The organism is Ruegeria sp. N4 (assembly GCF_056531425.1).
Genome location: NZ_JBQFLT010000001.1, coordinates 944,654 through 957,882, shown reverse-complemented (window position 1 = coordinate 957,882; position 13,229 = coordinate 944,654). Strand labels below are relative to the sequence as shown.

At 60.2% G+C, this 13,229-nt stretch carries 11 protein-coding genes; 3 read left to right on the top strand and 8 right to left on the bottom strand.

Translation table 11 applies throughout. The features are described from left to right. Positions 1 to 44: 44 nt before the first annotated feature. Positions 45 to 1,628: a bifunctional metallophosphatase/5'-nucleotidase gene (locus ACR0LW_RS04775; protein WP_480881725.1), complete on the top strand. Its 1,584-nt coding sequence runs from the start codon at positions 45 to 47 to the stop codon at positions 1,626 to 1,628. Between the two features lie 56 nt (positions 1,629 to 1,684). Here the strand turns inward: ACR0LW_RS04775 and ACR0LW_RS04770 are convergent, their stop codons facing one another. Continuing rightward, a complete protein-coding gene (locus tag ACR0LW_RS04770; RefSeq protein ID WP_480881724.1) occupies positions 1,685 to 3,337 on the bottom strand; it encodes a tetratricopeptide repeat-containing sulfotransferase family protein in 1,653 nt (550 codons plus the stop codon). Between the two features lie 54 nt (positions 3,338 to 3,391). Between ACR0LW_RS04770 and ACR0LW_RS04765 the strand changes: the two genes are divergently transcribed. Continuing rightward, complete coding sequence (locus tag ACR0LW_RS04765) at positions 3,392 to 4,057, top strand: SOS response-associated peptidase (protein WP_480881723.1); 666 nt, start codon at positions 3,392 to 3,394, stop codon at positions 4,055 to 4,057. Between the two features lie 47 nt (positions 4,058 to 4,104). Beyond that, positions 4,105 to 5,157: a tRNA 2-selenouridine(34) synthase MnmH gene (gene mnmH / locus ACR0LW_RS04760; protein ID WP_480580495.1), complete on the top strand. Its 1,053-nt coding sequence runs from the start codon at positions 4,105 to 4,107 to the stop codon at positions 5,155 to 5,157. On the opposite strand, the gene selD is transcribed toward mnmH, so the two are convergent. The 7 genes from selD to ACR0LW_RS04725 are packed head-to-tail and all read right to left on the bottom strand — an operon-like array spanning position 5,148 to position 13,219. Continuing rightward, positions 5,148 to 7,307: a selenide, water dikinase SelD gene (gene selD, locus ACR0LW_RS04755; protein ID WP_480881722.1), complete on the bottom strand. Its 2,160-nt coding sequence runs from the start codon at positions 7,305 to 7,307 to the stop codon at positions 5,148 to 5,150. The genes mnmH and selD overlap by 10 nt on opposite strands. A gap of 5 nt (positions 7,308 to 7,312) precedes the next feature. Continuing rightward, positions 7,313 to 7,699 (bottom strand): Na+/H+ antiporter subunit G, encoded by a 387-nt coding sequence (locus tag ACR0LW_RS04750; protein WP_170524815.1) that lies wholly within the window; start codon positions 7,697 to 7,699, stop codon positions 7,313 to 7,315. A gap of 7 nt (positions 7,700 to 7,706) precedes the next feature. Further along, positions 7,707 to 7,976 carry a K+/H+ antiporter subunit F gene (locus ACR0LW_RS04745; protein WP_170524812.1) on the bottom strand — a complete coding sequence of 90 codons (270 nt, stop codon included), beginning with the start codon at positions 7,974 to 7,976 and terminating at the stop codon, positions 7,707 to 7,709. After that, positions 7,973 to 8,470, bottom strand: coding sequence for a Na+/H+ antiporter subunit E (locus ACR0LW_RS04740; RefSeq protein WP_170630878.1), 498 nt, complete (start codon positions 8,468 to 8,470; stop codon positions 7,973 to 7,975). Before ACR0LW_RS04740 ends, ACR0LW_RS04745 begins: the two co-directional genes overlap by 4 nt. After that, positions 8,470 to 9,993, bottom strand: coding sequence for a monovalent cation/H+ antiporter subunit D (locus ACR0LW_RS04735; protein WP_480881721.1), 1,524 nt, complete (start codon positions 9,991 to 9,993; stop codon positions 8,470 to 8,472). Before ACR0LW_RS04735 ends, ACR0LW_RS04740 begins: the two co-directional genes overlap by 1 nt. Then, a complete protein-coding gene (locus ACR0LW_RS04730; protein WP_170449386.1) occupies positions 9,990 to 10,349 on the bottom strand; it encodes a Na+/H+ antiporter subunit C in 360 nt (119 codons plus the stop codon). Before ACR0LW_RS04730 ends, ACR0LW_RS04735 begins: the two co-directional genes overlap by 4 nt. After that, positions 10,349 to 13,219, bottom strand: a complete 2,871-nt coding sequence (locus ACR0LW_RS04725) for a monovalent cation/H+ antiporter subunit A (RefSeq protein WP_480881720.1) — start codon at positions 13,217 to 13,219, stop codon at positions 10,349 to 10,351. Before ACR0LW_RS04725 ends, ACR0LW_RS04730 begins: the two co-directional genes overlap by 1 nt. Between the last annotated feature and the right edge of the window lie 10 nt (positions 13,220 to 13,229).

Here is a 13,229-nt window from a genome sequence, read left to right as displayed (position 1 = left end):
TCCACAGCGCACGATCTGCGCAATCAAAGATAGGGAGTATTCAAATGTTGACCCGTATTCTGACATCGGCCGCCGTGTTGGCCCTGACCGCAGGTGTTGCGGCGGCTGACTATAAGCTGACGATTTTGCACACAAACGACATTCACAGCCGTATCGAGTCGATCAACAAATACGATTCCACCTGCGACGCCGAAGACGAGGCCGAGGGCAAGTGTTTCGGCGGCGTGGCCCGGCTGAAAACAGCCGTGGACGCCAAGCGGGCCGAGCTGGCGGATGAAAACGTGCTGCTTCTGGATGCAGGTGACCCGTTCCAGGGCTCGCTGTTCTACACCACCTACAAGGGCGCGGCCGAGGCCGAGTTCATGGAAGGTATCGGCTATGACGTCATGGCCGTTGGCAACCACGAGTTCGACGATGGCCCCGAAGGTCTTGCCGCCTTCATCGACGCGGTCAGCTTCCCGGTGATCTCGGGCAATCTGGATCTGTCGAATTCGGCCGAGCTGAAGGACAAGGTGCAAAACCACGTGGTTCTTGAGGTTGGCGGCCAGAAGATCGGCATCATCTCGGCGCTGGCAACGGATACGGTCGATACCTCAAGCCCCGGCAAGGACGTGGTGTTTCAGGACGAAATCGAAAGCCTGAAAGCGGATGTCGCGGCGCTGCAGGAAGACGGCGTGAACATCATCATCGCGCTGAACCATGTGGGCCTTGCCAAAGATCTGGAGATTGCCGAACAGGTTCCGGGATTGGATCTGGTCGTTGGCGGCCATTCGCACACGCTGTTGTCGAACACGGACGAAGGTGCTGCGGGCGCCTATCCGACGATGGTGGGCGATGTGCCGGTGGTGCAGGCCTATGCCTATTCGAAATATCTGGGCGAAGTGGTTCTGAAATTCGACGATGACGGCAATATGATTTCCGCAGAAGGTGAGCCGATCCTGCTGGACGCCTCGGTCACGCCAGACCCGGACGTCGCAGCGCGCGTCGCCGAAATGGGCGCACCGATTGAAGAGATGAAGCAGCGCGTGGTCGCTGAAACCGGTGCCGCCGTCGAAGGATCGCGCGATATTTGCCGGGTGCAGGAATGCGAGATGGGCAACCTTGTCGCCGATGCGATGCTGGCGCGGGTTGCAGATCAGGGGGCCCGGATTGCCATTGCAAACTCGGGCGGTCTGCGCGCCTCGATTGACGAAGGCGAAGTGACCATGGGCGAGGTCCTGACGGTTCTGCCGTTCCAGAACACGCTGTCGACCTTTGAGATCAGCGGTCAGGGCGTCATTGACGCACTGGAAAACGGTGTCAGCCAGGTGGAAGAAGTCAAAGGCCGCTTCCCGCAGGTTGCCGGTATGACCTTCACCTGGGATCCCTCGGTTGCGCCGAACGAAGGCCGTATCACCGAGGTGATGGTTGCCGAAGGTGACGGCTTTGTGCCGATCGATCCAGCGGCGACCTATCTGGTTGTGACCAACAACTACGTGCGCAATGGCGGAGACGGATACAGCATGTTCGAAGGCGACGACAAGAACGCTTATGATTTTGGTCCTGATCTGGCGGATGTGACAGCAGAATATCTGGCCGCAAACGCGCCTTACACGCCATATGTCGATGGGCGTATCAAGCAGAAGTAAGACGCTGGAATATCAAAGAAAGCCGCATCATTTCGATGCGGCTTTTTTCGTTTGGATCAACTGAAATCGTACTCAGGCCATAGATCGGGATCGAACCCGTCCAGCATGGGCTGAATATGCTCGGCGACGGCGCGCCAGCCACCGATCGACTTGGTGGAAATCTTGTTGCGGACCTGATCGATACTGGCTGTTCGCACTTGTTTCGTGTTGTCCTCGGGGCGCACCATCGCGGGGTGCCATTCAATCTCGCAGAACGCGGCGATGTCCCTGCTGTAGGTTTCCGGGTCGGCAACCAGTTTTTCATAAGGCACGGTCAGGATGCGGCCGGCAAACGCGGCATCCCAATGCGCCATGTACCGACGGTACAGGTTGGCCGTATGCGCAATCGACTCCAGGTTCGAGGCATAGTTCATACCGCCGGCCGGGAAACGCCGAATCCATTTTGACAGGCCAACATCCCGAGGATCGCGCAACATATTGATAACTTTCGCGTTCGGGAACGCCGCAAGGACGAAGCCGACGCGCTGGAAGTTATGGGGCATTTTGTCGACAAAGGCTGTCGAATCCTCGGGGATCGGCGGCATTAGCTCACGAAACTGCTGTGCGAACTCGCGTGCTGCATCCGCGTCGAAAGCGCGTTCGCCCGATTGGAACTCGACAGACAGATCCGCCGCCAAAGTCAGTTCGCCACAACCCGCGATACCGGGCGCGGCGCTGAGCATCATTTCCATCAACGTTGTGCCAGAGCGGGGCTGCCCGATCACGAAAATCGGGGCGGGGGCCTCGACCAGATCAGAACTGACTGATGGCTCGCCAACCGGAAACAGGTTCGTAATCGTGTTAAACTTCTTATCTTCCGCCGCAAAATGGTAGGGATTGGTTCCGTGCTGTGTCGCGTTGGCTTGCGCGAAATGCGGCATCGCCGCACCCAGCCCGTCAATCTTCGAGGTCAGGTGGGCCTTTGCGAATTGAAGCTCTTGCAAGTCGTGATCACTGGCATCTATCGCCGCTTCAACCTTGTTCAAAAGGGCAGAGGCATTACCCTTGTCGGCAATGGTCGACAATTGCAGCAACGCGTTCTTGTGGTTCGGGTCCTTGTCCACAATCGCGCGAAAAAGCGTGCCAGAGCCCTCTTTGTCGCCGCTTTGGTGCAAGGTAACTGCTTTGGCAAAGGCGACTGCCGGATTCTCGGCGTCCAACTCGAATGCGCGTGAGACATCGCGCGTATTTTCCTCCACAAAGCCGATCCTTGCGAAAGCACGCGCCCTTTTGATCAGCAGATCAGCATTATCGGGATCATTGGCCAGTTTCTGCGTCGCGTAGTCGATGATCGACCGCCAGTTGCTGCCCTTCAGCGAAATCTCTTCGATGACCCGCGCAAGTTCCTTGTTGTTCGGAAACTTCTCGGATTTTTGTTCCGCATAGGTCAGCGCGCGCTCGATCTGGCCGGTCTGCATCAACGCATTTGCAAGGTTCTCGACAAATTGCGGGTCTTCCGGCTTCATACGCGAGGCTTCGACGAAATGCGGGATCGAGCGTTTGTATTGCTTCATCTCGGTCAGGACGAACCCGGCGATGGCGCGAAAATCGCAGTCCTTCGGGAATTTCTTGATCCCCAGCTCGGCCTTTTTCAACGCCTGTGGCAGTTTTCCTGCCTCCAAAAGCTCGATTGCCTTGTCTTTCAGGGATTTCGCCGTTTGATTTTTCATGTCACCCCATGAGACCTTGTGCCTGAATGAAACACTTTCGAGGGTTCATTACCCATGTGCGGACGGTTTGCAATAACTCTTCCCAATGATGCCATGGCGCAGCTTTTTGCCGCCAGGCCTGCCAATGCCTTGCCTGCCGTCACCAACTACAACATTTGCCCGACAAATCAGGTCCACGCCGTGCGGTTGGGTGAGGGCGGTCGGCAGTTGGACGCGCTGCGGTGGGGATTTCTGCCCCGTTGGTACAAGACCGAAACCGCAGGGCCCTTGTTGATCAACGCCCGCGCTGAAACACTGGCTGAAAAACCCGCTTTTCGCGATGCCTGCCGCGCGCGACGGTGCCTGATCGTAGCCACCGGTTTCTACGAATGGACCAAGACGGAACAGGGCACCCGTCTGCCCTGGTATATTCATCGCAAAGATGGGGCTCCCATCGCGTTTGCAGGGGTCTGGCAGGATTGGGGCCCTGATGACGCCCGGCAATCCACCTGCGCCATCGTCACCACGCAGGCAAACCAAAACCTGTCGGCCATTCACCACCGGATGCCCTTGATCCTTGAACCAGACGATTGGTCCTTGTGGTTGGGTGAGGCAGGCAAAGGTGCCGCGCGGCTGATGACGCCCGGAGCCGAGGATGTGTTGGAGTTTCACCGGGTCGACCCGGCCGTCAATTCCAACCGCGCGTCCGGCCCCGAATTGATCGAGGCAATCGAAGAATGAGCGCTGACAGGCTTTCCATAGGTCGCGCGGACAGCTAGATCGTTGCCATGGCTTTGAAATTCTCTGATCTCACACAGCTTTATACGCATGGGTTCGACACCGTGATCGACGTGCGCAGCCCGGCAGAGTTTGCCGAAGATCACCTGCCCGGTGCGATCAACCTGCCTGTTTTGGACAATGAAGAACGCGCGCGGGTGGGAACGATCTACAAACAGCAAAGCCCGTTTCTGGCCCGCAAGCTTGGGGCCGCGTTGGTGTTTCGGAACGCGGCCAATCACATCGAACACAGGCTCAGCCATCATGAGGGCAACTGGCGTCCACTGGTCTATTGCTGGCGCGGCGGTCAGCGCTCGGGCTCATTCACATGGACATTGCAGCAGATCGGGTGGCGGGCCGAAGTGGTAGAGGGCGGGTATCGCACCTATCGCCGTTTGGTGAATGCCTATCTGTATGACCAACCGCTGCCGTTTCGGCTGGTGGCGTTGGATGGATATACCGGGACCGCCAAAACCGACCTGTTGCATTGTCTGAACCAGCGAGGTGTTCAGGTCGTCGATCTGGAAGGTCTGGCCAATCATCGCGGGTCTTTGCTGGGGGAAAGGCCGGGCGGGCAGCCCAGCCAGAAGGCTTTTGAATCCGCTCTCTCTGCCGCTTTCTGCGCTTTGGACCCGGCACGCCCGGTTGTGGTCGAGGCGGAGTCGTCCAAAATCGGAGAGCGCATATTGCCGCCCAGCGTCTGGACCGCGATGTGCAACGCGCCGCGCATTCACGTCAGCGCCCCGATTGAGGCTCGCGCTGCCTATCTCGCCCGCGCATATGACGACATCCTGTCGGACACCGAACGTCTGCGCGACCGGCTGTCACCGCTGCGCCTCCATCGTGGGCACGAGGTTGTTGATGGGTGGTTGCACCTGATCAATGCCGGGGACAAACCGGCCTTGACCCGCGCCCTGATGGAGCAGCATTACGATCCCGCCTACACCAAGTCCCGACGGTCTTTTGCGACCGACACACTGGCGCAGATCGAGGTCGCGCGCTTAGATGAGCCGGGCTTGAATGCGGCAGCCGCCCGGATCGAACGGGCTCTGGATCAGCTTTGAAGCCGCAGGCCCGATGCTTCGGTCAAGTAACCGATGCGCACCGCCGGATAACCGGCGTTTTGCAGGTCTTCCAACACCGCGTCGGCATCGTCAGGCGCGATGGCTGCCAGCAACCCACCTGCGGTTTGAGGGTCGAACAACAGCGCCGCCTTGCCGTCCGAGGGAAGTTCGGGCGCGATTGATCTGTTATCCGCGAACAAGGTGGAATGCATACCGCTGTCGCTCAGGTCCAAGGCCCCGGGCATTGCAGGAACAGCCTCCAGATCCAGAACCGCGCCACAGCCCGAGGCGTCGCACATGCCCTTCAGGTGACCCGCCAAACCGAATCCGGTGACGTCGGTCATAGCATGAGCGTCGGCCAGAATATGCGACGCAGCGCCCTGCGGTTGCGTCATGATCTCGTAGGCTTTTGCCACGCTGGCACCATCGGCGCGCTGCGCCATTTCCGCAGCCATCATGACGCCGCTGCCAATAGGCTTGGTCAGGATCAGCACATCCCCCGGTCGGCCACCGGCCAGAGTGATCGGCGTATCCCGGCACAAACCCGTCAGCGTAAACCCAATCGTCATCTCATCGCCCATCGAAGAGTGACCGCCGACAATCTCGGCCCCGGCCTTTCGCATGACCTCGTTGGCGGTGGTCATGATCTCGCTCAGGGTGCGTTCCTGTAATGCTGCGGACATGCGGGGCAGGATCAGTGTCGCCGTCGCAGCCTGCGGTTCGGCCCCCATGGCCCAAATATCCCCCAAAGCATGCACCGCCGCGATACACGTCATCAGCACCGGGTCATTGGTCATGCTGCGCAAATGGTCTGAGGTCATGACCTGCCGCACCCCACCCGTCGTCAAAAGCGCAGCGTCGTCTCCGGGCAGGGGCGTCACGTCGGTCCGGGTTGGATCAGGCAAAGCCGCCAGCGCCTGTTGCAATGCACCGCGCCCAACCTTGGCCCCGCAGCCGCCGCACATGGGTTTGTCGCCCAGTGCCTCCGTTACTCCTGCCGCATGATCGCGCGGCAGTTCCGGGGCTTGCATCGCGGGAAGATCGCGGAACTTATTCATAAAACTCTGATCGATGTGGTTCTTCCACCGCCACATCAATGCGCCGCTGAACGAGGTGCCCAGCCGCTCGCCCAATGCGGATTTGCCGCCCAGAGAGATCAGTTTCAGGTAATCCTTTTGCGGCATATAGCGCCGCATCGTCCCGGCCCCCAGCGCCGCCCGCAGGTTGTGAAACAGAACCGGGGCTTCACGCACCGCATAAACGCCCGCCTTGGGGCGTGGGTTTTCCGTCAGATGGGCACAGTCCCCAGCGGCGAAAACGGCCGGATGGCTGGATTGAAGGTGGCCGTTCACCCGTATGAACCCGTCCTGCAGGTCCAGCCCGGTGCGGGTGATCCAGTCATAGGGGCGGGCCCCTGCGGCTCCGGTTACGAACTGGGCCTCGATCTGGCGACCATCCTGCAACGCCACATGATCGGCGGCGATTTCCTTGATCGCGGTCTGTTCCAGCACCTCGACGCCAAGCCCGGCCATTGCCCGGCGGATCGTCGCGGCGGCTTTGGGTCCGGTCGCTGTCAGGGCCGAGGCATTGTCGATCAGCGTCACCTGCGCCGCGCGCTTGCGGGATTTCAAGGCATGGGCCATGGCCATGGCCAGCTCGACACCCGCAACCCCTCCGCCGATCACGGCAACCGATGCGGGGCCGCTGCCATCCAGATACGCAGCCCAACGGGCGGCGAAAGGGCCCAAGGGTTTGGCAGGCACCGCGTGTTCGGCAAAGCCGGGCAGGGCGGGCATGTCCGAGGTAATCCCGACGTTGACCGAGGCCACGTCGAACGCCACCGGCGGACGCCCCGGTACATGAACGCAGCGCTGTGTGGTATCGATGCCATCGACCGCCCCCAGAATGACCCGCGCACCGGCAAATCGGGCCAGTTTTACAAGGTCGATATCCAGTTCCCACCGGGCATAGTGCCCCGCGACATAGCCGGGCAGTATCCCGGAATAAGGCGCGGTCGGGCCAGGGTTGATTACTGTCACCCGTGCACCGGGCAGCGGGTTCATCCCCCATTTGCGCAGCAACAGCGCGTGGGTGTGGCCTCCGCCAATCAGAACCAGATCACGGGTCAGGGGCAGCGGAGGTCTATTCATCAGGATCAGTTCGTACTGTGGTCAGGGACGTCTTCGACCTGCTCGACCGCGTGGGTGGCCCAAAGCTCATCCTCACCCGCGTCCGGCAGATCCTCGGGCTTTTCATGGCGATGTATGTGCCATTTGGCAATGAACAGGGCCGTGATCGGGGCGGTCAGGAACAGAAACAGGGTGATTAGCAACTCGTGCAGGGAAAGTTTGCCTTCCAACAAGACAGAATGCGCGATCGAGGCCAGCAGCACGCCGCCAACCCCCAGCGTGGTCGCTTTGGTGGGTGCGTGCAGACGCGACATCGGGTCCTTCAGTTTGATCATCCCGAAAGAGCCCACAAAGCCGAAGATGCCAGACATGATCAGGAAGGCTGCAATCAGAAGTTCGACGAGAAAAGTCATGCCGCCCTCACTCGATAATATTGCCGCGCAGCATAAAGCGCGCGTAGGCCACGGTTGAAACAAAGCCCAGCATGGCAATGATCATGGCGGCTTCGAAAAAGATCTCGGTACCCTGATCCAGACCGTAAAGGATCATCAGGGCGATGGTGTTGATCACCATCGTGTCCAGTGCCAGAACGCGAGTGCCGACGCCATCGGCGGTGATGATCCGCCACAGGCACATCATGATTGCTGCTCCGAAACAGGCGAAGGCAAACCAGATCGCATAGTCAATCATTCGAAAATCTCCTTCAGGCGGCGCTCGTAGCGGTGCTTGATCTGGTCGCGGACCGCGTCGGGGTCGGGCGCGTCGAGGCAGTGCACCAGCAGGTTATGCCCCTGCGCTGACAGATCGCAACTGACGGTGCCGGGCGTCATGGTGATGGTGCCGGCCAGAACGGTGATCGCCTCGGGCGTGCGCAGTTCCAGCGGGATACAGACCCAGTTGGGCTGGCGGTCCCCGTCGCGCTTGAACAGGATGATCCGGGCCACGGTGATGTTGGCCATCACGATGTCCCACAGAACGACCAGCATGTATTCAACGACCATCGGCCAGTTGCGCAGCTTTGGGCGGTCGGGCCAGTAGGGTTGAGTAATAAAGGGAATGATGATCCCCAGAATCAGCCCGAAGACCAACGAGTTCAGCGACGGTTTGTTGGCCAGCAGCATCCAAACCACCGTCAGCAGGAAGGTCAGGTGCGGGTGCGGGAATACGCGGCGTAGCAGCTTGATCATTCTTCCCCTCCCAACACGGCCGAGATGTAGTGCTCGGGCGTGAACAGTTGTTCAGCGGTTTTGCTGGTGTAGGTCAGTGCGGGCCCGGCAAATATAGTCAGCAGGATCAGCCCGGCGACCAGACCGCAGACGGATGTAAAGGCCAGTCCGGGTTGCGGCTCGGGCGCGGTTTTGGGGGTGTCGTCATCTTCCGGTGTTGATGCATCGTGGCTTTTCCAGAATATCAACGAGCCTGCGCGCGCCAGTCCGACGATGGTGACGAAGGACCCGATCAGGATCACGGCCCAGACCCATCTCGCATCCGGCGCCCCGCGCGAGGCATCCAGCACCAGCAGCTTACCGACAAAGCCCGACAGCGGCGGCATACCGGCCATGGCAATGGCCCCGACAAAGAACAAGGCCGAGATCAGCCCGGTCTGCGCCATCGGTGCTTTGGGCATGATCGCGCCGCCCCGTCGTTCCATCACCAGATCGGCGACAAGGAACAGCAGCGCCGTGGCGAGCGTCGAATGGAACACGTAATACAGTGCGGCGGCGCTGGCCTGAGGCGCGAACAGCGAGATTGCGATCAGCAGCGTCCCCATCGAAGCAATAGCGCAGAAGGCCACCATCCGCGCGATATGCTGCGATCCCAGAATGCCGATAGCCCCGACCGCAAGCGTGATCAGCGCGGCGGGTTGCAGCCAGTCGCCGACCAGCCCTTGGGTCGCCTCGACCTCGGGACCGAAGGCCAGCGTATACATCCGGATGATCGAGTAGGCGCCGACCTTGGTCATGATCGCAAACAGCGCGGCCACCGGCAGCGGCGCGTTGGCATAGCTGGCTGGAAGCCAGAAATGCAGCGGCAAAACGGCGGCCTTGATGCAGAAGACCAGCAGCAGCAGCACCGCACCGACGCGCAGCAGAGCGGTGTCTTCGGGCGGGATCTCGGCCACGCGCAGGGCGATATCGGCCATGTTCAGTGTGCCGGTCACACCGTAAAGCGTGCCCAGAGCAAACAAGAACAGGGTCGAGCCCAGCAAGTTGTAGGCCACATATTGCACACCGGATTTCAGCCGCACGGACCCGCCGCCATGGGTCATCAGACCGTATGAGGCGATCAGCAGAACCTCGAAGAACACAAACAGGTTGAAGGCGTCACCGGTCAGGAAGGCGCCGCAAACGCCCATAAGCTGGAAATGGAACAGGGCGTGGAAGTGTTTCCCCCGTTCATCCCAGCCCGAAGCGATAGCGTAGAGCACAATGGGCAACGCCAGCAAAGCGGTCAGCAGAACCATCATCGCCGAAAGCCGGTCCAGCACCATGACGATGCCGAACGGCGCGGGCCAGTTGCCAAGCTCATAGACCTGAATCTCCCCTCCCGCTGCCTGGGCGGTGACGGTCAGGGCAATGCCCAGCAAGGCAACGACGCCCGAGACCGAGAAGATGCGTTGCAGGTCCAGATGATAGCGCAGGACCATGATAATGAACGGGGCCAGGATCGCGGGAAGGACGATCGGCGCAACGATCCAGTGGTTCATGCGTCTTCCTCCGGCGCGTCCACGCTGTCGCTTGCGCTCATGTCGATATGGTCATCTTTCGAGGACAGATAGGCCGACAGGGCGATCATCACGATCACCGCCGTCATCCCGAACGAGATCACGATGGCCGTCAGCACCAGGGCCTGGGGCAGCGGGTCGGTATAGGGGACGTCTTCGTATTTGTTCAGAACCGCAGGCGCATTCAGGGCCAAACGTCCGGTGGCAAACAGGAACACGTTCACCGCATAGGTGATCAGCGACAGGCCAAGAATGACCGGGAATGTCCGTCGGCGCAGGATCAGGAAGATCCCGGCGGCGGTCAGAATGCCTACGGCAGAGGCAACCAGCGCTTCCATCAGGCCTGCTCCTTCTCTTCTACTTCGTCCTGTGGGGCATCCCGCAGCGGGTTGATATCCATCGGGAATTCCTGCGCCATGCCTGGTCGCCAAGCAAAGCGCGACAGGCTGTCCAGTGCCAGCATCACGGCCCCCAGAACGGCCAGGAACACGCCCACGTCAAACAGCATGGCGGTGGCCCATTCGAACTCTTCCAGCGGGGGCCAGTTGATGTAGCCGAAGTCGCTGGTTAGGAAAGGACGCTCGTTGAACCAGGCCCCCAGACCGGTGGCGGCGGCGATCAGCACGCCCCAGCCGATGGTGCCGTGATAGTAGAACCTTTGCCGTTCAATCGCCCAGGTATAGCCGCTGGCCATGTATTGCATCAGGAACGCAATCGCGACGATCAGACCCGCAATGAAGCCGCCCCCGGGCTGGTTGTGCCCCCGGAAGAAGATATAGGCCCCGACCATCAGCGCGATGGGCATCATCACGCGGGTGACGACCACCATCATCAGCGGGTGTGAATCCCCCGATTGCGGCCAGTGCGGTTTGCGGTTCAGCAAGTAGCCGCGCACATTGGTGCCCAGAACCGCCTCGGTCAGGGCAAAGATGATCAGCGCGGCAATGCCCAGAACAATGATCTCACCAAAGGTATCAAAGCCCCGGAAGTCGACCAGAATGACGTTCACCACATTGGTGCCGCCACCGCCTTTGTACGAGTTCGCCAGATGGAACTCGGAAATCGTCGGGAAGGCGAAGTCGCGCAGCATGATCGCATAGATCAGCGCCCCGGTTCCTACGCCAGCAACCACGGAAATCGCCGCATCCCGCCAGCGCCGCGCGGCGGAACTGTCCCATGGCGTTTCTGTCGGCAGGAAGTTCAGCGACAAAAGCAGCAGGATCATCGTCACCACTTCGACCGAGATCTGGGTCAGCGCCAGATCCGGTGCCGACAGATAGTTGAAGGCAACCGAAACGATCAGGCCAACAACGCCGATCAACACCAGCGAGAGCAGACGGTTGCGATGGAACCACATGATGCCCAGCGTCGCGCCGACCAGACAGATCCAACCAATGATGGGAATGATCTGCGCGGGAATCGGAACACGGGTTTCGACACCAATGGTTCCCGTCGAATAGGCGTAATAGCCAAGCCCCACGGTGAAGGCGACGAAAATGATGGCGTAACGGCTCAGGACCCCATTGTGCAGCTCATCCGTCATCCACTGGCTGAGGCGCGTGAAGGCGTTGATGACGGCCTCGAAAATCACCTTGGCCTCGGGGCGGGGCAGAGCGTTCCATACATACTCGCCCCGTTTGTGCAGCGCCAACAGGAACAGACCGCCCAGCGTGGCCACGACCGACATATACAGCGCCGGAGTAAACCCGTGCCACAGTTTCAGTGAGTAATAGGGCAGTTTCTCGCCCCCGATCACAGCACTGGACACGACGGCCACCAATGGGCCGACGATAGCGGCGGAATAGAAGCCGATCAGCACAACCAGAACCACAAGGAACGCCGGGGCAATCCACAGCCCGACAGGCGGATCATGCGGATGCGCGGGGTAATCATCGCGCTGCGGTCCAAGGAACACATGGCTGACGAAGCGGAAGGAATAGGCGGCAGAGAACAACGCCGCCAACAGGGCCAGACCCGGCACCAGATAATGCGAGTTCAGCCATGTGGTGTGTACGGTTTCCTCCAACATCATCTCTTTCGAAAGGAACCCGTTCAGCGGCGGCAGGCCAGCCATCGACAGCGCGGCGATGGTGCCGATTGTGAAGGTGATTGGCATCAGGTGGCGCAGACCGCCCAGCCGTTTGACGTCGCGCGTGCCGGTTTCGTGATCGACGATACCGGCGGTCATAAACAGGGCGGCTTTGAAGGTCGCGTGGTTGATGATGTGGAACACGGCGGCCACGGCGGCGAACTTAGTGCCAAAGCCCAGCAGCATGGTGATCAGGCCCAGGTGCGAAACGGTTGAAAACGCCAGCAGCGCCTTCAGGTCATCCTTGAACAGCGCAATCACCGCCCCCAGCAGCATGGTCACCAGACCGGTGGTCGCGACGATGTAGAACCACGCATCGGTGCCCGATAAAACCGGCCACATCCGGGCCATCAGAAACAGGCCTGCTTTTACCATCGTCGCCGAGTGCAGATAGGCCGAAACCGGCGTCGGTGCGGCCATCGCGTGCGGCAACCAGAAATGGAACGGGAACTGTGCCGACTTGGTGAAACAGCCCAGCAGGATCAGGATCAGCGCGGGCATGTAATAGGGCGAGGCCTGTATCAGTTCCTTGTTCTGCAGAATCACACTCAGATCGTAGGACCCCACGATATTGCCCAGGATCAGCATCCCGGCGATCATCGCCAACCCGCCGCCACCGGTGACAGCCAGCGCCATTCGCGCGCCCTGACGGCCTTCGGGCAGGTGTTTCCAATAGCCGATCAGCAGGAAGGAACTCAACGAGGTCAACTCCCAGAAGATCAACAAAAGCAGGATGTTGTCGGACAGAACGATCCCGACCATCGCGCCCTGAAACAGCAGCAGATAGGTATAGAACTGCCCCATCGGATCTTCGCGCGACAAGTAAAACCGCGCATATAGGATGATCAGCAGACCGATGCCCAAGATCAGCAGGGCAAACAGAAAACCAAGCCCGTCCAGCATGAAGTTCGCGTTCAGCCCCAGGCCCGGTATCCAGTCGTACCGGGCGGTCACGACCTCACCTCGCATGACCGAGGGGATGTGGATCAACAACCCCATCAGGGCCAGGAAGGTGGTCAACCCAGCGGCCGAGGCGGCTGCGTTTCGTCCCGCCCGGATCAGGAGGGCTGGAAACACAGCTCCGATAAAGGGAAGGGCCGCGATGAGGAATAGGGACAAGTGCGATACT

Excerpts from the sequence above, each read along its gene's own strand:
- ACR0LW_RS04775 (WP_480881725.1), top strand. The coding sequence starts at position 45 with ATGTTGACCCGTATTCTGACATCGGCCGCCGTGTTGGCCCTGACCGCA.
- ACR0LW_RS04770 (WP_480881724.1), bottom strand. The coding sequence starts at position 3,337 with ATGAAAAATCAAACGGCGAAATCCCTGAAAGACAAGGCAATCGAGCTT.
- ACR0LW_RS04765 (WP_480881723.1), top strand. The coding sequence starts at position 3,392 with ATGTGCGGACGGTTTGCAATAACTCTTCCCAATGATGCCATGGCGCAG.
- mnmH (WP_480580495.1), top strand. The coding sequence starts at position 4,105 with ATGGCTTTGAAATTCTCTGATCTCACACAGCTTTATACGCATGGGTTC.
- selD (WP_480881722.1), bottom strand. The coding sequence starts at position 7,307 with ATGAATAGACCTCCGCTGCCCCTGACCCGTGATCTGGTTCTGATTGGC.
- ACR0LW_RS04750 (WP_170524815.1), bottom strand. The coding sequence starts at position 7,699 with ATGACTTTTCTCGTCGAACTTCTGATTGCAGCCTTCCTGATCATGTCT.
- ACR0LW_RS04745 (WP_170524812.1), bottom strand. The coding sequence starts at position 7,976 with ATGATTGACTATGCGATCTGGTTTGCCTTCGCCTGTTTCGGAGCAGCA.
- ACR0LW_RS04735 (WP_480881721.1), bottom strand. The coding sequence starts at position 9,993 with ATGAACCACTGGATCGTTGCGCCGATCGTCCTTCCCGCGATCCTGGCC.
- ACR0LW_RS04730 (WP_170449386.1), bottom strand. The coding sequence starts at position 10,349 with ATGGAAGCGCTGGTTGCCTCTGCCGTAGGCATTCTGACCGCCGCCGGG.